The 21,688-nt window shown below is 48.8% G+C and carries 23 protein-coding genes; all 23 read left to right on the plus strand.

Annotated elements, in window-relative coordinates:
- The first annotated feature begins 30 nt into the window (after positions 1 to 30).
- Entirely contained in the window at positions 31 to 321 is a 291-nt protein-coding gene (gene traL / locus B9Q17_RS15445; RefSeq protein ID WP_154707650.1) for a type IV conjugative transfer system protein TraL, read from the plus strand.
- Positions 314 to 985 (plus strand): type IV conjugative transfer system protein TraE, encoded by a 672-nt coding sequence (traE, locus tag B9Q17_RS15450; protein WP_154707651.1) that lies wholly within the window; start codon positions 314 to 316, stop codon positions 983 to 985. The genes traL and traE overlap by 8 nt, the downstream gene beginning before the upstream one ends.
- Complete coding sequence (locus B9Q17_RS15455; protein ID WP_167373038.1) at positions 972 to 1,760, plus strand: type-F conjugative transfer system secretin TraK; 789 nt, start codon at positions 972 to 974, stop codon at positions 1,758 to 1,760. The genes traE and B9Q17_RS15455 overlap by 14 nt, the downstream gene beginning before the upstream one ends.
- Complete coding sequence (locus B9Q17_RS15460) at positions 1,760 to 3,034, plus strand: TraB/TrbI/VirB10 family type IV secretion system protein (protein WP_094625900.1); 1,275 nt, start codon at positions 1,760 to 1,762, stop codon at positions 3,032 to 3,034. Before B9Q17_RS15455 ends, B9Q17_RS15460 begins: the two co-directional genes overlap by 1 nt.
- Positions 3,031 to 3,417, plus strand: a complete 387-nt coding sequence (locus B9Q17_RS15465; protein ID WP_094625901.1) for a TraV family lipoprotein — start codon at positions 3,031 to 3,033, stop codon at positions 3,415 to 3,417. The genes B9Q17_RS15460 and B9Q17_RS15465 overlap by 4 nt, the downstream gene beginning before the upstream one ends.
- Positions 3,399 to 6,008 carry a type IV secretion system protein TraC gene (traC, locus tag B9Q17_RS15470; RefSeq protein WP_094625902.1) on the plus strand — a complete coding sequence of 870 codons (2,610 nt, stop codon included), beginning with the start codon at positions 3,399 to 3,401 and terminating at the stop codon, positions 6,006 to 6,008. Before B9Q17_RS15465 ends, traC begins: the two co-directional genes overlap by 19 nt.
- A gap of 170 nt (positions 6,009 to 6,178) precedes the next feature.
- Positions 6,179 to 6,511: a TrbI F-type domain-containing protein gene (locus tag B9Q17_RS15475; RefSeq protein ID WP_094625903.1), complete on the plus strand. Its 333-nt coding sequence runs from the start codon at positions 6,179 to 6,181 to the stop codon at positions 6,509 to 6,511.
- Entirely contained in the window at positions 6,501 to 7,037 is a 537-nt protein-coding gene (locus B9Q17_RS15480) for a S26 family signal peptidase (protein ID WP_094625904.1), read from the plus strand. The genes B9Q17_RS15475 and B9Q17_RS15480 overlap by 11 nt, the downstream gene beginning before the upstream one ends.
- Positions 6,976 to 7,608: a type-F conjugative transfer system protein TraW gene (gene traW, locus B9Q17_RS15485; protein WP_094625905.1), complete on the plus strand. Its 633-nt coding sequence runs from the start codon at positions 6,976 to 6,978 to the stop codon at positions 7,606 to 7,608. The genes B9Q17_RS15480 and traW overlap by 62 nt, the downstream gene beginning before the upstream one ends.
- The gene (gene traU, locus B9Q17_RS15490) at positions 7,583 to 8,587 is read left to right on the plus strand and encodes a conjugal transfer pilus assembly protein TraU (protein WP_094625906.1); all 1,005 of its coding nucleotides are present in this window, start codon (positions 7,583 to 7,585) and stop codon (positions 8,585 to 8,587) included. The genes traW and traU overlap by 26 nt, the downstream gene beginning before the upstream one ends.
- On the plus strand, positions 8,572 to 9,303 hold the full coding sequence (gene trbC / locus B9Q17_RS15495) for a type-F conjugative transfer system pilin assembly protein TrbC (RefSeq protein ID WP_094625907.1): 732 nt from the start codon (positions 8,572 to 8,574) through the stop codon (positions 9,301 to 9,303). Before traU ends, trbC begins: the two co-directional genes overlap by 16 nt.
- 4 nt (positions 9,304 to 9,307) lie before the next feature.
- Positions 9,308 to 11,272, plus strand: a complete 1,965-nt coding sequence (locus B9Q17_RS15500) for a conjugal transfer protein TraN (RefSeq protein WP_094625908.1) — start codon at positions 9,308 to 9,310, stop codon at positions 11,270 to 11,272.
- Positions 11,272 to 12,138 (plus strand): conjugal transfer protein TraF, encoded by an 867-nt coding sequence (locus B9Q17_RS15505; RefSeq protein ID WP_094625909.1) that lies wholly within the window; start codon positions 11,272 to 11,274, stop codon positions 12,136 to 12,138. Before B9Q17_RS15500 ends, B9Q17_RS15505 begins: the two co-directional genes overlap by 1 nt.
- Positions 12,135 to 13,580 (plus strand): conjugal transfer protein TraH, encoded by a 1,446-nt coding sequence (locus B9Q17_RS15510; protein WP_094625910.1) that lies wholly within the window; start codon positions 12,135 to 12,137, stop codon positions 13,578 to 13,580. The genes B9Q17_RS15505 and B9Q17_RS15510 overlap by 4 nt, the downstream gene beginning before the upstream one ends.
- Positions 13,577 to 16,420, plus strand: a complete 2,844-nt coding sequence (locus B9Q17_RS15515) for a conjugal transfer protein TraG N-terminal domain-containing protein (protein ID WP_094625911.1) — start codon at positions 13,577 to 13,579, stop codon at positions 16,418 to 16,420. Before B9Q17_RS15510 ends, B9Q17_RS15515 begins: the two co-directional genes overlap by 4 nt.
- Positions 16,420 to 16,800 (plus strand): hypothetical protein, encoded by a 381-nt coding sequence (locus B9Q17_RS15520; protein WP_094625912.1) that lies wholly within the window; start codon positions 16,420 to 16,422, stop codon positions 16,798 to 16,800. The genes B9Q17_RS15515 and B9Q17_RS15520 overlap by 1 nt, the downstream gene beginning before the upstream one ends.
- 964 nt (positions 16,801 to 17,764) lie before the next feature.
- Entirely contained in the window at positions 17,765 to 17,974 is a 210-nt protein-coding gene (locus B9Q17_RS15525; RefSeq protein WP_094625913.1) for a hypothetical protein, read from the plus strand.
- Between the two features lie 368 nt (positions 17,975 to 18,342).
- On the plus strand, positions 18,343 to 18,750 hold the full coding sequence (locus B9Q17_RS15530) for a hypothetical protein (RefSeq protein WP_094625914.1): 408 nt from the start codon (positions 18,343 to 18,345) through the stop codon (positions 18,748 to 18,750).
- Positions 18,751 to 18,821: 71 nt separating this feature from the next.
- Positions 18,822 to 19,136, plus strand: a complete 315-nt coding sequence (locus B9Q17_RS18090; RefSeq protein WP_154707652.1) for a hypothetical protein — start codon at positions 18,822 to 18,824, stop codon at positions 19,134 to 19,136.
- Positions 19,137 to 19,382: 246 nt separating this feature from the next.
- On the plus strand, positions 19,383 to 19,787 hold the full coding sequence (locus B9Q17_RS15535) for a hypothetical protein (RefSeq protein ID WP_167373039.1): 405 nt from the start codon (positions 19,383 to 19,385) through the stop codon (positions 19,785 to 19,787).
- An 82-nt stretch (positions 19,788 to 19,869) separates the two neighbouring features.
- Positions 19,870 to 20,322: a hypothetical protein gene (locus B9Q17_RS15540; protein WP_094625916.1), complete on the plus strand. Its 453-nt coding sequence runs from the start codon at positions 19,870 to 19,872 to the stop codon at positions 20,320 to 20,322.
- On the plus strand, positions 20,319 to 20,633 hold the full coding sequence (locus B9Q17_RS15545) for a hypothetical protein (protein WP_094625917.1): 315 nt from the start codon (positions 20,319 to 20,321) through the stop codon (positions 20,631 to 20,633). Before B9Q17_RS15540 ends, B9Q17_RS15545 begins: the two co-directional genes overlap by 4 nt.
- A 104-nt stretch (positions 20,634 to 20,737) precedes the next feature.
- Positions 20,738 to 21,514, plus strand: a complete 777-nt coding sequence (locus B9Q17_RS15550; protein WP_094625918.1) for an N-6 DNA methylase — start codon at positions 20,738 to 20,740, stop codon at positions 21,512 to 21,514.
- The last annotated feature ends 174 nt before the right edge of the window (positions 21,515 to 21,688 follow it).

The raw sequence follows: 21,688 nt of genomic DNA on the forward strand, positions 1-21,688 counted from the left end.
GGCTAACCCCTTCGCAAAAACGAGGTGGATATGGACGAAGAAGATTACTGGATTCCACGGAATCTGGATGCACCACCACTGATGTTTATGTGGGAAGCCGACAGCGCCATCTTGGTTATCTTTTGGCTGATAGTCGGCGGGGTGCTGAATATGTTTCTCATGGGTGTGGTGTTGGCGATTGTGTTTGGTCGTGGTTACGCCTACCTCAAAGAAGAGGGTGGCCGAGGCCTTCTAATGAAGATCCTGTATTGGTACACGCCTTCAGATATTTGGCTTTCAAAGCGTATCCCATCGCACATACGGGAGTACATAGGTGGATAAACAAAAATACAGTTCAACAGTTATCAATGCCAATTACAAGGCATCGCTTTGGATGGGTGTGGCCGGGGTGCTCCTGCTTTCCAATTTGATGCTTGCTGGCTTTGTCGTGACTGCTGATACATCAGAAAAAACTATCGTGGTACCGCCGCAGGTAGATACACCATTTTCCGTGCAGGGGAACGAAGTCAGCCCTGCATACATTGAACAAATGGCCCGGTACTTTTCTCAGCTCTTGCTGACGTACCACAAACAGAATGCCCAGTCTCAGTTTGATACCGTTCTTCATTACACAGATCCGTCTGTATATAGCGCAATGAAGACCCGGTTTGCGGTGGATTACGACCGCATTTCACGCAACGACATAAGTAGCGTTTTTTACCTGATGGGGATTCATATCAAAAAAGACGTGGCCGTCATCACTGGTGAACTAAATGGCTTTATCGGTAGCCACTTGGTCAGCAAGCGCCAGAAGACATACGAATTGAGATTCAAGTACAACGGCAAGTTAACCATAACTGGCTTCAATGAGCTTGAGAAAGATTCTGTTGGTTCGTACCAGGTGGTGAAGCCGAATGAAGAAGTAATGATCGAGAATCAGAAACCCAGCTCAGAAGCTGCTATGCCTGGTTCATTTGATGGTGGAGTGCCAAATGAAAATGAATAATCAATACGCGGATGCAGGCTCTTTTCCTGTTCAGCCCTGGCTCGTATGGATAATCACCACGCCTTTAGCCATTGCAATGGTAGTTACATTGCTTCTGTATTCCGGTAACGCGAATGCTGCACAGGAATTCAGAGTAAAGGATGGTGACACCATCACGGTTAAGGTGTCTTCTCGTGAGTTAACCAGGATCAGTATTCAAGGTGAAGGCCGTTTAGATAAAGTGTGGGGTTCGGCTGGTGTTTTGGAAATCCAACCGGATAAGGATAAGGGTGAGATTTTCATCCGGCCAGCTCCAGGGGCACCGGCTGCGCTTAGCTTTTTTGTCCGTGATGACATGGGCGCTACCTATACGATAGTAGCGCAACAGCACGATATACCGTCTGAAACGATTATTTTGAAACCTGCCGCGCCACGTAAAAGCGTTGGCCGGGGTTCTGAATACCGTTCAACTCCCTTTGTTGACCGGGTAAAGCGATTGATGAAAGGAATGGCTTTAGGTGAGCAAGTAGACGGCTATTCCTACGAAGACTCCGAGAAAAAGGTTCCTCTGTGGGCTGAAACTCAAATCATTCTCCGCAGGACATACACAGGTTATGACCTGCTTGGCGAAATCTACACGATTCAAAATATCAGCGATGCAGATATGAATTTTCATGAACGCGAGTTCCTGGACTTTGGTAGTCGTGTGCAGGCGGTTTCATTGGAAAGGCTTTCACTTGGAAAAGGCGAAACAACTTTTCTCTATGTTGTGCGTAAGCCCCTGGGAGGTGAGTAATGGACGCTCCAGGTAAAACTAAACGCAAGCAACTTATCATTGCTGTCGGTGGGTTCTCAGCTTTCATCATCCTTATGATGGGTGGTATGTGGCTGTCAGATCCAAACCGAGGTAAGCCTACTCCGTTGGAAATCCAGCAAGAGCAATCCCAGGAGGTGATGAGGGACTTCACCGCGCGAAGCAGCGGTTCAGTCAGTGCTGAAGAAACATGGATAGCGCTTTCTGAAAAGCGCCTGAAGGAACTTCAGACCGAAAATAAAATTTTACGTGATCGTCTTGAAGAGATTGCCAGAATGGTCGGTAATCAGGGCGCTAACTCTGCCATCCAGGGTACACCGGTGACATCCGCAGGCCTACCGGCTACTTCATTACCACCGGCACCCATTCCTGTGGCTCAACCTGCACCGATACCAGGGCAGAACCAGGAACAGCCTACTGGCGAAATAACGCAACAATTCGTCAATCGCTCGTTACCGCCACCACCTGCGCAAAATCCAGGTGCTTACGGTGGAACGCAAGCTGTCAATCAGGATGGCCAGCCAATCAGCCGGATTCAGGTAATAAGTTTGACCGATGACACAGCACAAGGGCAGGGCGACGGTAACAAAAAAGCCAAGAACGTATCGCACTACTTGCCAACAGGCGCATTTTCAACCGCAGTCCTTTTATCTGGTATGGATGCGCCTACTGGTGGTCAGGCTATGTCAAACCCTGTGCCGGTGCTACTACGTCTGATGGATGCAGGACAGTTGCCTAACTTTTGGAACAGTGACGTGGATAACTGCCACGTCACTGGTGCAGCTCATGGCGACATTTCAAGCGAACGGGCACATATCCGGCTGGAAACGCTGACGTGCGTTCTGGTGAATGGCGACATTATTGAAGAACGGGTTCAGGGGTACGTTGCCGGTGAAGATGGCAAAGCTGGTCTGCGCGGTCGTCTCGTCAGCAAACAAGGCTCAATGATCGCAAAATCGCTGCTTGCCGGTATTGCGTCGGGAATGGGCAGCTCAATTTCGCAGCAGTATCAGCAGGTATCAACAAGTGCATTGGGTAACGTAACAACCATTGACCCAAATAAGACGGTTCAGGCCGGGCTTGCTACTGGTACAGGTAACGCACTGGAAAAAATCGCTGACTATTACATTGCGCGAGCAAACGAAATGTATCCGATCATCGAGGTCGATGCTAACCGGATTGGTGAAATTATTCTGTTGGGTGGTACCGAGTTTGGTAAGAATCTGATTGGTAACACTAGGGAGCGTAAAGAATGAAGAAGTTAATTTTCCTGGGCCTAGCCCTGACCGTTTTAAGCGGCTGCTCAACTACATATACCTGTGGCCAGTTTCCACAGTCAGGCTGTCAACCGGTATCGACGGTCTACGACAGAACAAATGAAGGCTTCCATGATTATCGCCGTACCTTGTACGACGAGGAAAAGAAAAAAAAAGGTTCGCGTAAAGAAGCCGACACTCATGTGCATGTAGGCCAGGCACATCGAACGCTCAATTATGCTACACCGGGTGATCCGTTATTAACGAAGCCTGTTGTCCTGAGAATTTTGTTTAATTCATGGGAAGACAAAGATAAGGATCTAAATGCCGGTGGTTTTGTTTACGTGCGTCTGAGGGATTCTGAATGGGTAGTCAACAAGTAACATTGGTGGATCGTTTTCACGCAGTAAAACGAAAAATTGCAGATAAAGTTAAATCGTCCTTGGTTAATGATGTACCGCCTGGCGTCCGTTTTAAAAATACTGGCGATGTGCCAACGCTGGCGTCATTAAAGGCATTCTCAGAGCGCTACGCTGTAGCCTCTTTACTGCCGTATGAGGCTTATGACGAAGAGACAGGTATTTATTACAACCGGGATACCGTTGGCTTTATGCTGTACGCTAATCCAGGCACAGGCCTTACCGCGACAGAGTTAAAAACCCTCAACGGGTTCTTTAACCAGTCACATAAGGCCGATACCACCATTCAGATTTCAGTTATCGCTGATCCTAACGTTGAGCCTATCTTGAAAAGATGGGCCGAAACAAAGGGCAACGCAATAGATAAATCTATTGCTGAAATCTTTGAGACGCTGGGAAACAACCGCGTTGAATATATGCGCCAGGGTAAGTGGAACTCTCTGTTCACTGACCAGGCGTTCTTGCTGCGCAACATGCACTTGGTTGTATCCTACACCATTCCTATTCCGAAAGGATTAACCGGCATTGATGTGCACCAGGACGATATTGATCGTCTGGTGCGTACCAGGGAAGCGGCCATCGGTACACTGCGTTCTGCGAAAATTTATGCGCAGTCTATGTCGCCTGAGCTGTTCATTAACATAATGAACGGATTGCTAAATCCTTCTACTGAGCCTCAGCCACGGCTTTATTATGACGACAATAACCTAATCAATAGTCAGATTGTCGATGATGACACAATGGCGCTGTTTGATTCAGGGGCGTCAAGCCTGATCCACAAAGACCAGGCTTTTTCTATCTTGCCTTATCACGTTCGGCAATTCCCGCAGACGTGGCCAGGATTCAAGAACGGTCAGCTCATTGGTAGCTTTACCAATAACATTCTACGAATACCTTGTCCTTTTATCGCCACTTTGACGGTAAATGCACCTGACCAGGTATCAGCTAAAGGTAAGGTGACTCGCAAATCCGTTCGTGCAACGCAGATGGCCGACTCACCAATGGCAAAGTATGTACCTCAGTGGAAAGACCGTAAGGTCGATTGGGACTACACGGCCAAGAAGGTGGACAACGGTAACAAACTGATGGATGCGTTCTATCAGATCGTTTTGTTCACGCCACAAGGCCGAGAACAGGAGTGTGAGCAAGCTTTAAAATCTGTTTATGAATCACTCGGCTGGGTGCTTTCAAAAAGCCGCTACACGCCGGTACATTCGTTCCTGGGTGCGCTTCCAATGGGGCTTTGCCAGGAGTCGAAGCGGGCATTAGAAATATTCGGGCACTTCAACACCCGCCTTTCCTGGACGTGTACCAATATTGCTCCCTGGATAGGCGAGTGGAAAGGTACACATACTCCGATGATGATGTTTAACGGTCGTCGTGGGCAAATCACTTACTTCGATCCGTTTGATAATGATAAAGGTAACTACAACATGAGTTGTAGCGCTACCTCGGGTTCGGGTAAGTCGTTTTTCACTCAGGAATGGGTATTTAGCTGCCTGGGATACGGTGGCCGTGCATTTATCATTGATGCTGGCCACTCCTATAAGAACCTTTGTAAGCTGCTCAAAGGCACATACCTGGAGTTTGGTAATGATGAGGTCAGGATATGCCTAAATCCCTTCAGCTCAATCAGCGATGACGATCCGAAATACTTTAAAGAGCAGCTGCCTTTGCTAAAGATGCTGATTGCTCAAATGGCTTCGCCAGAGAGGCCATTATCAGCCAAGCAACGTGCAGTGCTTGAAAAAGCGATCATGCGGACTTGGGAACAATACGGCAGCAAAGCGACTATCAGTAGCGTAGTAGACGTTTTACTTGCCGATAACAGCGATGACGGCCCTATGCACGCAACAGCCAAAGACTTGGCTGTTATGCTGCATTCCTACACCAAAGATGGCATGTACGCCGACTACTTTGAAGGGGATTCAAACGTCAACCTGGACAACTCTTTCGTAGTGTTGGAGCTGGACGCGCTAAATACGATGCCCGATCTTCAATCGGTTGTACTGCTAATTCTAATGATGCGAATCACTCAGGTAATGTACCTGAGTGGAAACAAAAAACAGCGCAAGCTGTGCATCATTGACGAAGCCTGGCGTTTGCTTGGCCGTGGCCGCGCCGGTGAATTTATCGAGGAAGGGTACCGTGTTGCTCGTAAGCATGGCGGTTCTTTCATGACCATTACCCAAAAGATCAGTGACTACTACGCTTCGGAAACTGCAAAGGCTGCTTACGCAAACTCAGATTTCAAGGTTTACCTACGTCAAGATCCGGGCGAGTTGGCAGAGGCTGAGGCCAAAGGCCATATCAGCAATACCAGCGGTAAAGTCGATGTTATCCGCTCATTGGAAACTATCCAGGGTAAATATTCAGAGCTTGCCATTGACTCACCAAACGGTCTGGCGGCCTTGCGTTTCACCGTAGATCCAGTGACTGAAAAACTTTACTCAACCAAGGCTGAAGAGGTTGATTACATCCGGGAAGCGGAAGCCAGGGGCATTCATATTTTTGATGCCGTTCAGGAGCTGATTAGAAGAAGCGGAAGCCGGTAAGGTTCCACAGACACTATATGCTCAGGGCCGCTCTATGCCGCGCCCTGGTACCCAGGCAGGCCCGGAAAACGAGTCGAACAGATAATCCTAGTTCGGCCCGTTTTACGGGCTTGCTTTTTTACGAATCAAAGTATAGTATTTTGATTCCTCATTATGGTATAGTTTGAAACATGAAAAACATAATAGTCTCACTGATCTGTGGCCTGTTGGGTGCGATGATTTTTACGCTGGTCAACAACCACTTATATGCGCGTCCAATCGCAGTTGTGAAGCTGGACGAAATCATTGCGTCACACCTGAGAGAGTACGGCGAAAGGGAACTGACTGAAGAGCAACAAAGGGAAGTCAGTGAGCGATTCGCAAAGTCTCTTGACCAGGTAATTAAGCGTGTTGCAGATGAACATAAGGTAACGCTGTTGGTGTCTCCGGCTGTCATCTCGGATGTTCCTGATTACACAAACTACGTCAAGTCGGAAGTAGGGAGGATGGTAAATGGCAACTAAAAGCGTAGCGCCAGAACAGCATAGCGCAACGCCTGAGAAACAGCTTCGCATCAAGAAGTTCAGGAAAAACCTGTGGCGTTGGCTTTGTGCCATTGGTTTCGTGATCTTGTTGGGTTGGGGTGCTTCCCCTTTCGTGAAGATTGGATTCAATGGCACAAGCAGCGTAGACGGTTACGTCTTCCTGATTGTGAAAGGCGTTGCCCCTCAGAAGGGCGAATTGGTGGCGTTCTGGCCGCCTGAAAACGAGTTCTACCAAAACATATGGTTCGTTAAGTATGTTGCGGGGAACGCAGGTGATGAAGTGGTTAAGGATGGTCAGCGTTTCTACCTCAACGGGAAGTACCTGGGGGATGCAAAGACCGCTTCACAAGGTGGAGTGGCGTTAAAGCCAGGCCCGGCTGGCATCATTCCGCAGGGACACATTTTCGTTTGGACAGCACATGAACACAGTTTTGACAGTCGCTATGAACAAATCGGTTGGATACCTCAAAGCAGCGTCATTGGTCGCGCTTATCGCATCCTGTAATGCAGCTTTAGCCAAGGACTTGGGTGTAATCGGTAAAAGCTATCCGATTATTGAACGTGACTTGGTTGAGGTTATACACGAGCGCATTCAGCAGAAGACCGAATCCGGTGAGCTGGATGCAATGCACGAGGGAATGCGGGATAGATCGAAAGGTTATGCCAGGCGTCCGCCTGGTGTTTCGCTACCCCGCGCTCAGGAATACCGAGCCGTTGAAATAAACCCGCTCTACACCTTGGATAGGGATATAACGGATGCAGATGGCAAGGTGTTGTTCACGGCTGGTACCCAAGTAAACCCTCTTGAGGTTAATCCGCTGACCAAGGTGCTTTGTTTTATCGACGGGGACGACCCGGCGCAGGTTGACTGGCTTCAGGCCTATTGTGCGAAAGATATAAGAAACAAGATGATCTTGGTGAGCGGCGACTTTCTGGCCGTGACCGAACAGATTGGTATGAGATTGTACTTCGACCAGCGTGGATACTTGGTTGAGCGTTTCGGTATCCAGGCGGTACCGGCTGTAATAAGACAGAGTGGCAAGGTGCTATATGTTGAAGAATTTCCGATTAAGTAGTTTGGCCCTTGCGTTCCTTGTGGCACTAGGCTTTTCAGGGAAGGTGACGGCTGCTGCCTGTGGGGGTAAGTTCCCCAATCCTGTTACTGACATTTGCTGGCTTTGCCTGTTTCCAATAAACATCGGCATGGTGCCTATCACCATGCCTGGACAAACAGACAACCACGATCCAAAACCGCCTTTAATCTGTACCTGTCCAGCACCGCCGCCGATATTCGTTCGTATCGGTGTGGGGGTCAGCTTTTGGGAGCCAGCGCGGGTCGCTGAAGTGGTGCGTACCCCTATGTGCTCTCCCACTCTCGGGGGGGCTGTGTTGGGTACTTTGCCGGTACCTGCCGGTACTAACCACGAGGGTGACGATAGTGGCGGCGCTTTCTACCACGTTCATTGGTTCCAGTACCCTGTTTTGAGCTGGCTAGGTATGGCCATCACCCAGGGCGCTTGCTATGTCAATGAAACCTTCGATATGTCGTACCTATCTGAACTTGATCCGCTATGGGATGACGATCAGTTGTCATTTGTCCTAAACCCGGAAGCTATCTTGTTTGCAAACCCGGTGGCGCAGGCAGCTTGTGTGGCCGATACCGTTGCCGCTGCAACTACTACGTTTGGTCTGGATACCCTGTTCTGGTGCTCAGGCTCCCAGGGATCGCTTTACCCGCTTAGCGGTAGTCATGCCAATCATGTAGGTGGTGTAGATAGTTCCTTGGCCATTGTTCACACGCATATTTTCAAAATGCACCGTCAGTTCCTTGCTCAGGATACGTCAACCTTGGGTGCGATGTGTGGAAACCTGCCTCAACCGATCATGCGGAAGAACCAATACAAGCAACAGATGATGTATCCGGTACCGCAAAATGTTAGGGGTTATGGTCTTGGTGCACCTTCAACGATTTGGGGCGCTGGCCGTGAGTTTCCTTATAAGGGTGAAGACTTCAGCTATTTGATTTGGAGGAAACGCACATGCTGCGCATTCTAATGGTTGTGGTGATGCTATCACCAGCCTTAGCTACGGCGGAAACGCCGAAATACCAGGAGCCTGATGAGGCGGCAATTAAGCAGCAAAAAACCGTTATCCAGGACGCGATGAAAGACGCTGATCGCATCATGAAAGACGGCACCTTAGACAAGCTGCTGGGCCAGGAACGAGCGAAGCTGAATGGCCTTCAGGGAAATATGCCGGGGCTTAATATTCAGATGCCGGAATATCTTGAAGATGAGCGTGATGATCGCTACATGGCCAAAGCGCTGGCCGCAGGCAAAGCCATCGACGAAGTTCCGCCACAAGAGGCAAAGTATCCAATCGTGCTTGTCAGCCTCTCGATGCCGGAAAGCCAAATCAAAAATCTCATAGCCGAAGGCTACAAAATCGGGGCGGCAATTGCAGTTCGCGGGTTAATCGACGACGACTTTGAAACTACGCTGGTGAAACTGAAGCAGCTCGCCGGGGAAATGGATGGTGGTGTTTTGATAGACCCAACATTGTTTCGGCGGTTTGACGCAAAGGCAGCGCCAACGTTCGTCTTACCATTAGAGCCGCTGCAACAATGCACCGATCAGGGGTGCCCCACACCCAAGCACGTTAAAGCAACAGGTTCAGCCACCTTTAAGTATTTTCTAGACCTGGTAGAACGTACTGGCGATGAGAATGAGAAGGCTGAAGCGAAGGCTTGGTTAGCGAAGTACGGAGAATAACAAGATGAAACAAGGAGTTTTATGGTTGTCCATGATTATCGCTTTAAGTGGTGCTTCAGGCGCTGCTTTAGCGAATAACACGACACAGGCCAATGCTGATGGTAAGGCTTTTGCAGACAGTCTGAATAATGCGAAAGTCAAAGACCTGGGTAAAACTGTAGATCCAACAACAGTACCAAATTACCAGGGAACGAGCATACCTGAAGCAGGGTATTACAATTCTGGCCTCAACATCGAGAACCAGGCACAAACAAAGGCCGCGTCTGATCCAAACGCGCAGTACATTAACAACGCCAGAACCAACAGGCCTCAAATCACGGTAAATAGTCAAACAGACCCTTTATTCAAGCGCCATGAGGAAATCACCGATAAGGCACATAGCCTTACCGATACGTACTCAGGTTGTGTTGATCTACCGGTTGGTACGCAGGATGTGACTAAGTATGAAGAAAAGTCATGCAGCGTCAGTGGGCACCAGGACACTATTAATTTTACGTGCAAGCGTCAGTTAAACGTATCGTGCTCCAATCCTAATGCAGGGCAGCCAAACCCGTTTACTGATGCTGATTTTACAAAGTCTGGCGATCCGGGTATGAGTTGGGGTTCGAGCGGCAATACCTTCTGGTACGGCCATACAACCAATAACAGAAGCGGTAGTTGTAAATTTTACGAGAACACCATCCAGTTCTATATCTCTGATCTAAGCACGGTGCCTGAATTCGTTCTTGAACAGGTTATCTATGATGATTGGCTGTTCGTGTGGGTTAATAACGAAGTTGCATTTCAAGCAGTGGGTGGTACGTATTACGCGGGATTTGATTTAGGTTGGAAATTCCCTGGCGAATATAGCTGTGAGCACAAATCAATTCGCTCATACAACATTAATGTCAATGCAAAACCGAAGCTAAAAGTAGGGTGGAACACTATATTTATACGCAACCTTGTCGGTGGTGGCGGTAACGCCTATTTAAAATTCCGAGGTCTTCGTATCCACGGTTGTACGCAATCGTCATCGTATAGCTACGTGTGTCCAACAGGTGAAACACACACCAAGGGGACTCTGAAGAGCACTACATGCACCAGTGGGCCGGAAACACGTTATATCAACGGATTTCCTGTTTACCGGTCATGCTGGGAGTGGGATCAGAACTATACCCGTTTGTCAGACCCGTATTTCGTGAAAGATCCAATGTGTGGCCAATTGGAGGCTCAGGGATGCGGGCAGACCAGCGCAGTGTGTACCAGCCATAATGGCAGCTTCTGCGAGAACCAGACAATCAACTATAGCTGCCCTTATCAAACCTCAGCAAGGCATGTCTCAATGTGCGGAAGCCAGCTTGTCTGTCCAGATGGCAATTGCACATCCGAATTCGGACAGAGCTATGAGCCGGCCACAGAAGACTTCAAAAAAGCCGCGACTGGTCTGGCTGTCGCTGGTGAGATAGCCAAAGAGTTAGATAAAGAAAATCTGACCATCTTTACAGGCGATAGTAAGGCTTGCAGCAAAGCCACAGCAGGCTTCTCGAATTGTTGTAAAGACAGTGGATGGGGTACCGATATTGGCCTGGCAAGTTGCAGTAATGAGGAAAAAGAGCTTGGCATGATGAAGGAAGCAGCCCGAGTGCAATATGTGGGCAATTATTGTAGCCAGGACTCACTGTTCGGGTGTCTAAGCCGCAAGTATGTTTACTGCACGTACCCATCCAAACTTTCCAGGATAATTATTCAGCAAGGCAAAGCTCAGCTTGGCCTGGGCTTTGGTGCACCGAAAAGCCCGGACTGCCAAGGTTTCAGTCTTGAAGAGTTGGAGTCACTGAATTTTGACGCTATGGATCTTTCTGAATTTTACTCCGACGTTATGAGTAATGCTGAAAACGGCACAACACCTAACGCTAACAATGTGGCTAATGACATTCAGGAAAAGCTAAAACAGCGTTTTCCACAGCTAAATGAAGGAGGGGGCAACTGATGCGTTATATCCTCGCACTGTTGCTTTGTACGCTAATTGCAAATGCACAGGCGGCATCCGAAGGGGTGCCGTCAAAACAACAAACCTCGGCAAACCAAACCAGGCAAGAACAGGCCAGACCCAAAACCTATTTCTCCGACCGGGAGCGGGGTTGGTTCTGGTATGAAGATCCGGTTCAGGAAGTTGAGGAAGAAGTGAAAAAGCCGGAGCCAGTTGCCGGTGGTGCACCTGCCTCACCAACGCTGACACCTAGAGAGCTTTTGAAAAAGCAAGGGGAGCAATGGGAGGATGCACTGGCAACAGCCATCCTGGAGCCGACGAAAGAGAACTATCAGCGATACCTTGCGATGACGGCGCAAATCCAGCAGCAAAGCCAAGACTTTGCGACTGGTTTTAAGCAAGCGATATGGGTCACACCAGAGTATGACTACACGTTACAGAAGCCTCGAACCACTCAGGCAATTGTGGCTCAGAATGAGCAAGAATTGACACTGAAGGAAAGTGAGCTTTACCGGCTGTCACAGCAAAATGGCTTAATTTTCTTTTTCCGAAGTGATTGCCCATTCTGTCATCGGTTTGCACCTGTCTTAAAACGGTTTTCCGAACAGTATGGATTTACGATTATCCCCGTATCGCTGGATGGCGGCAGTCTGCCGGAATACCCGTATCCGAAGCAAAACTACGACATGGGCAACAAGCTGAATGTGAGTGTTGTTCCGGCCTTGTTTATGGTGAACCCGGATTCCAATAGCGTTTCAACCGTAGGTTACGGCTATGCGGACTGGTCACAATTGATTACTAAAGTTCTCTTCGCAGCTCAACAGCTCGAAGGAACTGCAACAATGAGAGTAGGGGATGTTCGATGAAACGATCAATATTTAAAGCAACAGCGCTATCTTTGGCGATAATTCTACCAGCATCCTCGCTTGCAGATACGGGTTCTAAAGTGGCCAGTTGGTTCGACAATATGAACTATGCAACGGTGACTTCACCTGGTGTTTATGAAGGACAGTCAGCCCGGTTTGCAACCCTGGGCGGGATTTCGGCACGAGCACCTATTACTCAGCCATTTAATTTCGTCAGTGTTCAAACCCCTAAGTTCAGCGCCGGTTGTGGAGGCATTGACTTCTATGCGGGTGGTTTCTCTGCCATCGACGCAAACCAGTTTATTGATAACCTTCGGGCCATAGGCCAAAACGCACAATCACTGGCTTTCATGCTGGCCATTCAGATTGTCTCGCCACAGCTTTCCGGTGTGATGGAAGATATACAAACCTGGTCAAATAAATATTTGAATATGAATATGGATTCCTGTGAAGCAGCCAGCAAGTTGGTCGGTGGTGCTCTTCAATACTTTGACCAGGAGAAAGCCAACTGTATCACTACTCGCCAAAATGACTATGGCGAAGATTTTTCAACAGCATCATTTGCGTGTACCACTGGTGGTAGCCGCAAATCGACTGTTGGATCTGATGGTGAAGTCAACAAAACCGACTTCGTGAAAGGCAACTTAGCCTGGTACGTTTTGATGCAAGACCCATTTTTCCAGGCAGACACGGAGTTTGCAGAGGTGGTTCTTAACATCATTGGTAGTGTGATCATAGCGGATATGGCAGGTGCGTCTGACACACCCGTTGAAATCCGAATCATCGAGCCTGCCATTAAAGACGTGATTGAAAAGGAGCGGTTCCAGAATATTTATACCGCACTTCTCTACGGCAACCAGGCCACAGAGCAACTGCGCGTATATCGTTGTATAGGAGCAACGTCTGATCCGAATAGCTGTGCCAGTATGACTAACTCTTTACAGACCATAAACCCAGCCTGGACAGGCCTGTATGCCCGCGTTGAGCAACTGCTTCAAAGCATCATTACCAAGATCGACACGGACAGCGCCCTGTCACTCCAGGAGCGCGGTCTAATCGCTTCTACCAATGTGCCAATCTATCGCTTCCTATCAGCGTCAACCACGTATTTTCCGCGTGGTACTGATATTTCCAAAATTACCCAGGAATATACAACGCTGATTGCTCATGACATTTTACTTCGCTCTTTGGATGCCGTGATCCAAAGGGTAGAGCAGCGAAGCTCAACCTTGAGAAAGGGGATGTCTGAAGCAACTCGTATTAAGGCCTTCCGCGAAGACCTTGAGGCGGTCATGCGTGGTTTGGCAAAACTGCGGCAAGACAACGAGTACACTACTGAACAGCTTATCTCAATGCAGGAGCGGATCTACAAGTATGAGAAGGCTTTGCTACCTAAGCTGGGCGGTGAAATTGTGACTGCGGCAATGTGGGGTAAGAAATGAATTGGGAAGTCGTTGCATACGGCAGTGGCGATATGCTGAGAATGATATTCACAGCTATCGCTTCAATTTTTGGTAACTCAGATTATAAAGCGGCCATGCAAACTGCCGGTATGCTTGGGTTTGTAACCGTGCTTTTTAAGGCAGCATTTGACCGAAATGTGATGGCCAATTTCCGGTGGTTCATCGGCACCATAGTTTTGATTATGGTGGTTTTAGTACCAAAAACTACCGTTATCGTGAATGACAGGATCACACCTGCCAATAGCGCTGTGGTCAACAACGTTCCAATTGGGTTGGCAGCGACAGCCGGGTTCTTCTCATTTGTTGGTGACTGGCTGGCACGTTCCTTTGAGACAGTGTTTTCAATGCCAAACGAGGTTAAGTACACCACAACGGGGTTACTGTTCCCTCATAAGCTGTATGAAGCGACCAGGAAAATGGGTTTTCCTGATGACCGTACAAATAGTAACTTTAAAGAGTTTTTTGCTTCCTGTGTGGTCGTCGATGGCATCGGCCACAGAAGGTTTACCTGGCGGGAAGTTATGCAAGCGCCAAACCTGATGAATTTCTTCGATACCAGGGTGGCTGTGAATGCGGCGAGCTTCAGGTACACAGCAGGGTCTGGTACGGAGTCAATTCTTCCATGCAGATCCGGTTTCACAAACACCCTGAAGCCGGATATGCTGGCCCTGTACACGGACGTTATAAAGTACGGCGTGGAAGGCGATTTAATTTCACGCTTTGATAGCGCCAACGCTGCATCTACCAGGATGCAGGCGGACATGCAGAATGCTATTAACTTTATGACGGGCGTCAGCCTGACGCCACAGCAGTTTGTAACACAACAAGCCATCATTAACGCTATGGCAACGGGCACCCATAAGCTATCGCAGGAAACTGATGCCACAGAATTTAATCAATATATTGTTAGTGGGGCAGAACTACACCGCCTGACCACATATCAAGCATTAGGCGATATAGCCTCAGAGAAATTGCCGTTACTACGGACAATCTTCGAGGCCATCATCTATGCGATTTTCCCGATCATCGTTCTAATGGCCATTGTGATACCAGCCAAGGTACCTATGGCCTATATCACTGCATTGGTATGGATAAATCTGTGGGCACCAATGTATGCGATCCTGCACTTCATTATGTCCTACTACTCACAGTCAACCATGACCGAGATAGCTGCGCTTTACGGCAACGGGTTTTCTGTTCTGGCCAATGCTGAAATGGCCAAATTCAATTCCGATGTGGTTGCAACAACCGGCTATCTGGCAACCGCGTTGCCTATGCTTGCCTGGATGCTGGTGTCTAAGTCCGGCGCTATGGCAGCATCTTTTGCTGGCCGTGTAATGCAGGGCTATGACCAGTCTGTCGAGAAAGGTGCAAATGAGGCGGTAGACGGCCAGGGTCAACGCATGGGTACCAAGTGGGAGCAAACCGGCTCTGGTGGTATCCAGAACAGCAACCTTATGGACTCTGGTTCCCGGCAAACATCAACTGTGGATGGAAATACCATTCTTTCTCAGACCTCTTCACAGTTGATGGTTACGCCGCAAATCACTGAGCAGACTATGCAGGCCAAACAGCAGGCTCTGGATACTGCAACCGAAATGCGTGAATCAACAGCCGCCAGGTTAGGTGAATCAAATACTTCGGTTCTTTCAAGCTCAGGATCTGTATTGCAGCAGCTAAGCCAGCAGCAGGGCGCTAATAACAACTTCAAGCAGTCTGAAACCGCACAGCAGCAGCAGAATTTCACAGCACTAAAAGGTGCTGTTGATGAGTGGGCTAAGACCAATGGCGTTGAAATGAGCGACCAGGCCAAGGCTGCAATGTACGGCGCAATTGAGGGTAAAATTACTGCTGAAGTCGGTACGCCACTGAAGGGCATTTTCGGAAGCGGCGCGAGCACCAGTGTCACCACCAGAGCAGGCGGTAATATTGAAGGGTCAACCTCTGAAACAGAGCGCGATGCTTACAATATGGCTGAGAAGTTCATGAACAGTGAACAATTCTCTAGCGTAACAGCTTCTATTGGTTCCGGTGTGCGTGAAATGGCTGCGCAATTTGGGGTGTCAGAAAACAACTCAACCGTGGATCAGCTTAGTACGTCATTGTCACGACAACAGTCTGCTCAAAGCGAATATTCACAGGCAGCTTCACAGGTGCAGTCGGCTCATGAATCACTAAGCGCTACGGAGGCGTTAAGTTCAGTGCTGAGTGGCGATGGAAGCCAAACGCTGGTTCAGGCTCTAATGAAGTCAAACAACGGTGATGTTGGGCGCGTTGATTCATTGTTAAGAGAAGCGGCAGGCGGATCTTCAGAGGCGATGCAATCCATTAAATTCGCCTTGGTTGATGCGGATGAAAGGTTTGGGATGGGGGCAGATCCTCAGTTCCAGCAAGTTCAACAAGCGTTACTTAACGATGGTCGTGACACCGTAGCTTCAACCTTCAGCTCGGGTACTTCAGGTGTGAACTCACAAGGGGAGCAATGGCGAAGTGGTGTCGATGGCCAAGCCACTGTTACCCAAGAGCAAGTTCAATCTGCAACCACAACCGCCTTGGAAGCTCAGCAAGCAGCTATGAATGATCCAAGTAGCGCAATTACACAGAATGGTAATACAGAGCGTTTGCAGCGTCTGGAAGGTCAGGTAGATGGTAAAGGGGAAAGTACACAGGAAAAAGTAGAAGCCGTTGCCTATATCAATGAAGCATCACCAACCCCGTTCGCAGCCATGTGGTTCAACGAAGGCCAGCGCGATCAGATGGAAGGCGACCTGAAAGAAAATATTCAGGAACGCACTCGTAGACGTAGCGGGGGAGAATAATGAATAGATCGATAAAAATAGTAGTATTAGCGGCTATTCTTGGCGTTAGCTTTATTGCTAACGCCCAGGATAAACTAATTAATAATGAGTATTTAAGGCTCATGCCAGGTGTTTTTTGTAAAACAGAGCTTGAACCACAAGAATGCTTGAAAATCGTATCGAGATATGTTGCTCAGCGGCATATCCAAGCCAATAATGATTACTATGCTGAGCTGGTTTTATCCAGGGTTAGGCCGTTGGTTAAAACCTATGTTGAAGACCCGGCAAAACCTTATGACAGCAATCTTTTCAGCAAAGTCCATGAGCAGGTTAGGCGAACCGTAATTGAGGAAGTTGCTAACCACTGGCTAGACACTGGTGAATTACCAAAGTTAAAGTGAGCGGGAATTAAAAAACCACCTACGGGTGGTTTTTTTTGGTCACTGAAGCAGCTTGCCGGCGAGCTGGATCTGTGACCAAGGGTAGGTGGTCACAAAGTAGCGTCCTCGATGGCCACCAGGTGTGGCCAAAGCGTTTTGTCCTGGTACGGGCGTGGTGTGTTTGGTACTGGTGGTGGCTGAATGGGGCTGTGAGGTTGTTTCAGAGGGAATGGAAGGCGTGTCAAGGGGTAGGTGCGGCCCACAGCCGGAGGCGAGGACACGGCCCCTTGACGCGGCTGTAATGACCCATACGCTCCAGGCTGGGGAGCGGGAAGGGAGGCCGTAGGCCGCATGTCCCGCACCCCTGACGACAGATGGCGAATCGCTCCCCTCGCAGGCGAGGGGCGGGGGGGAGTGGTCACACCGCGGAGGCCCGGGCCGGGTGAGATTGTGCCCATAGGTATTTGGTCACACGCAGCGCGATCGGCCGGGGGTTGTTTGTGTCCATAGTTGTGGTCACAGATCCTGGTTGGCCAGGCGCAGGCCTTGTGACCATCAACATTGCTTTGATCTGTACGTTCCGTGTGCTAATATCTTTAGGCCGACTTGTCGGTCTTGAAACTACTAACGTGATTAATCAGTGTACTTCTGGTTAATCACCAGGTAGTGCACCTCTGCATAAAGGGGTTGAATGATGCGAAATAAACGTTCTACACAAGCCAGGCATGAACTTTTAATGTTCGCTGCTGAAGTTTTGGGAAACCACTACAGAAAGCAGGCAATGTCTGATAATGATCGTTTAGAAGCTAATTTGAAGCGTGAAGTGTCGGCTTTTAAGTCTTCACAACACAAATCAAATTCTCGTTTAGGCATGTCCAATCGGACGGTGGCTTAGACAAATTATGTAGGGTGGGCTTTAGCCTGGTACCTACAGCGCAATTGCGCAAGATGCACCTCGGTCTTTCAGGGGTTGGAAGGAGTTGTTATGGCTCAGGTAAAAATTGGCTGGTATCAAATCGAAGAAAACTGGTTATCTGATGGAACAGTTGATGTTGCAATCAGTGACCGCAGAACGAATGAGCTTGTCGCCTTCCAAATTGATAATTTGGAGGACTACGATAAGGTGATTCAGTTTCTCGATACGAACCGCCAGATTGGTGTGTTGTCGCAGCTCAATGTAGCTAACGGCAACTAACGCTAGGGGATAGAAGTCACACTACTTGTTAGTGTGGCTTCTCCCTAGCGGTGATTTAAACATCCCGCTATTTTCTCTTCAAAACGTGCTTAACGCACTTCATAAAACACCAGGCTAACCAGGCATTCAAGGTGTCAATCCAGCGAACTGTACAATGGCCAAGAACACGCCACTCGTTGCGACGTTTTTACATATTTTGCGGCTTCATTACATAGTGTTTTGATTGAGAGACGTGCTTTCATGTGATATGTTAACAACGCTTGGTTGCCGGTTCTGGTTTGGTGATGCTGAATGGCGGTGCACTGGTGGAATGTAGGCTTCAAGTAAAAAAGGCGCACCTCGGCCAGGGTCAGGGGTAGGAGAGCAACATGAGTAATGCGAATCATACAGAACAGAACGACGCACAGCTTCCTAAACTTCGCGGTTCCAGGAAGCAACTTGGGTGGGCATACAAAATCCGCGAACGGTTTGCTGAACGCAATCCGGGCGCAGAACAGTTGACCACTGAGCTAGATGCGAAATTCTGGATCGACAACAAAACGTCCCTTATTGGGGATGAGAAGTTGCCGAAAGCACTTCCGCAACTGACAGGTAGTGATAGCCAAATTAAATGGGCATTCGCTATCCGGTCAAAATTTGCAGATGTGTTTCCTGAGAGCGCATTACTTCGCTCTCATACTGACTCGAAGTTTTGGATTGAGAATCGACGTGTGTTCGATTTCGCAGTCCTTGGCTTCAAACTGGCACCGACCGGGGATGCTAGTCAGGAAGAGTGATATTGAGCATTGTTTCAATATCGCTTGGAAAAGCCGTTCTTCGGAACGGCTTTTTTTAACGTGGTGAAAACATGGCAAGCCCTAAAGTGACTATTGAAACAAACGAAAAACCACTAGACAAAAATGCGCTTGATGAATTGATACGGTTTTCGGGGTATACCGTTGATATGATGTTGCAATATGTGCCTGAAGATAATGGAGGATATCTGATCTATGCGAAGTACCAGCATGGGCAGGTTGTTCGTCAGGTATATACGCAGCGCAACACACCAAGGCGTTTTAAAGACCTTCAACGAGCGATTGATTGGGGTAAGCGAATCGGTTTCCGATCTGTTGCTCTGACGATAGAATACAACACCTACCCCGATCCAGACTCCCCAAGCTAAGCCGCCTGGAGGGTATGAACTGGCTTTTCAGGTTCATACCACTCCTGGTGGCTCTTCCTTCCAGGGGCGCAAGGGTTGCGCCTCAAATCCGACAAATGCCTTTGAAATACCCTATTTCCTTGCTTACAATGAGTAGGCAGGGTGGGCTTCGGCCTGGTACCTGTGATTGGCTCCCGGAAACGGGATTGTGACCAGTGCATGACTGGTCACTTGGCCAGTCGGTGCACCTCTACCTAAAGGGGTTATATGATGATTGATACACCAAAGGAACTATCCGCAGCACTTCATAAAACAGGTGGTGAGGTAGCAGTGACTCAATCACTGTACTGGCATTACCTTGAGGTGTTACCGCCGCGTGTAATGGGGTCTAACTTCTTTGTCTTCCAGGAAGGCGACGGAGAGAAGCTTCAGTTCACTAAGCGGGGTGATCAGTATTATTGCCACTTACTCGGTGATTATCTGGTTACTGAAGATTGGAAGATTCATGCTGCTGTTGGTAGACGCGAATTGAATCAGCCTTTCAAGCTGCTTTTCGTATTTACCGATGACGAAACATGCGATGTGCCGGATGAATTCAGAGAGTTTATTGGCAAAGAGTTTGTTTCAGTATCTGCAATCGCAGCCGCAATGAATGTAACGTTCCGTATTTAAACAATCAGGGTGGGCTTTGCCCGGTACCTGTTGCGCTTTCGCGCAAGACGCGCCTCGGTCTTTCAGGGGTTGGAGAAACGAAATGGGATCTATCGCTAAAACCAGTACGGGAACAGTAACCGTAAGCTACAACAAGGCTCACATGAATGAGCTGGATGATCAGGTGTTCAAATACGCAGTAGCGTCATTTTCACACCTGGTACAGCGCAATCAACAGCTTTGCTTTGCAGAGTTTGGTGAGCTAATTCAGCGTCATTATGTCGCTGAAGGTAAGACAAAACTGTGCCTTGAGGTTCTGGAGAAGGCCGCGATTAACCATCGCTACCTTTGCAGCTTCAAGTACCGAAACCCGCAAAGCGGCCTCGTAGAGGCTTCTGAAGCGATAGTTGAAGTAGAGCAGTGGCGTCAGGTCAAACCCATACTGGAACGGCAGATAAACGCCCAGGTAACAGACCTTGAATTCAAGGGTGTTTCCTGTGTGTATCGTAAGGGCAGCTTCGCTTATGACGCTAAGCGTCAGGAGGTGCAATTATGAGATCGCCATTTCAAGAGGGTGTTGATTCACTCAAGGCAGGTAACTACTACTGTAGCCTGAACCCGTATTGCCGGGCTGCGCAGCCAGCGGAGCATGAGCAATGGGGTAAAGGTTGGTATTCGGCGTATCGTGAGGCTGCACAGCGCCACGATAATGAATACCTGGTTACTTGGGTAGGGATGGATCGTTCGTACCATGAAGACGAATATTCATCCCTGGAAGACGCTCAGTGCCATGCGGTGAGCATTTCCGAGCACGGAGGTCATAGCATTACCCTCTCAGATGATGAGGGGAATGAATACGACTTCTGATCAGTAGAGCCACCTTCGGGTGGCTTTTCTTTTTGGTATACTCAGTTTTGCGCAACATGGCGCACAGGCGCACCTCGGCCTTTTTCAGGGGTTGGATGAGTAATATGGCTAATCCCCATATACGGGCGTTTACGCGCCTTTTTAACGAGACTGCACGCTATCGCCATCGTTATGAAGTCTTCCGTGATTTCGTGATGATGGCCGGGATTGCGATTCAAAACGCATTCCTGAAGTCTGACGAACTTGAACAGGAATACCTGGGCATTGTTCGCCGGTACGAAAAAGAGGATGCAGCTCGTATGTCGCACTTGTTAGCGGAGGTTGTGATGGGGTTAGAAGTTTATCCCTGTGACTTCCTGGGCAGTGTGTTCATGGAACTTGAACTTGGCTCTGATCGAATGGGGCAGTTTTTCACTCCGTTCGAGGTGTCCAAAATGATGGCCATGATGGTACACGGCGACACGATAGACACGCTTTCTGATAAGCCGTTTATCACGCTACAAGAGCCAGCTTGCGGAGCCGGTGGGATGGTTATCGCTTTTGCTCAAACTATGTATGAGAAAGGCCTTAACCCCCAGAAACAGCTCTGGGCGAGTTGTGTTGATGTAGATCCAGTGGCCGCAATGATGGCTTATGTGCAGTTATCGTTGCTGCATATACCGGCTGAAGTGGTTATTGGGAACTCATTGTCAATGCAGTTCACCAGGGTAATGCGGACTCCAGCGCACTACCTGGGCTTGTGGGATTCAAAACTTCGCCGTCAATGGTCGAAAGATGAATCTGACGCCGCCCAAGTCGTTGAGGATGCGCCTACGGCGGTACCTCAGCCGATGGTTGTCATCGAAAAAGGGCAAATGTCCCTGTTTGATATGACGGCCTGACCGTGAAGCCACCTTCGGGTGGCTTTTCTTTGGCCTGCTTTTGGATCGTACAATCCAATTTTATATTATTTCGCAAGCGAAACTGATCAGTTATCATGAGGCGGCAGGGTAGGCTTTAGCCTGGTACCTGTTGCGCTTTCGCGCAAGACGCGCCTCGGTCTTTCAGGGGTTGGA

The sequence above is a fragment of the Marinobacter vinifirmus genome (assembly GCF_002258215.1).
GTDB lineage: Bacteria > Pseudomonadota > Gammaproteobacteria > Pseudomonadales > Oleiphilaceae > Marinobacter > Marinobacter vinifirmus.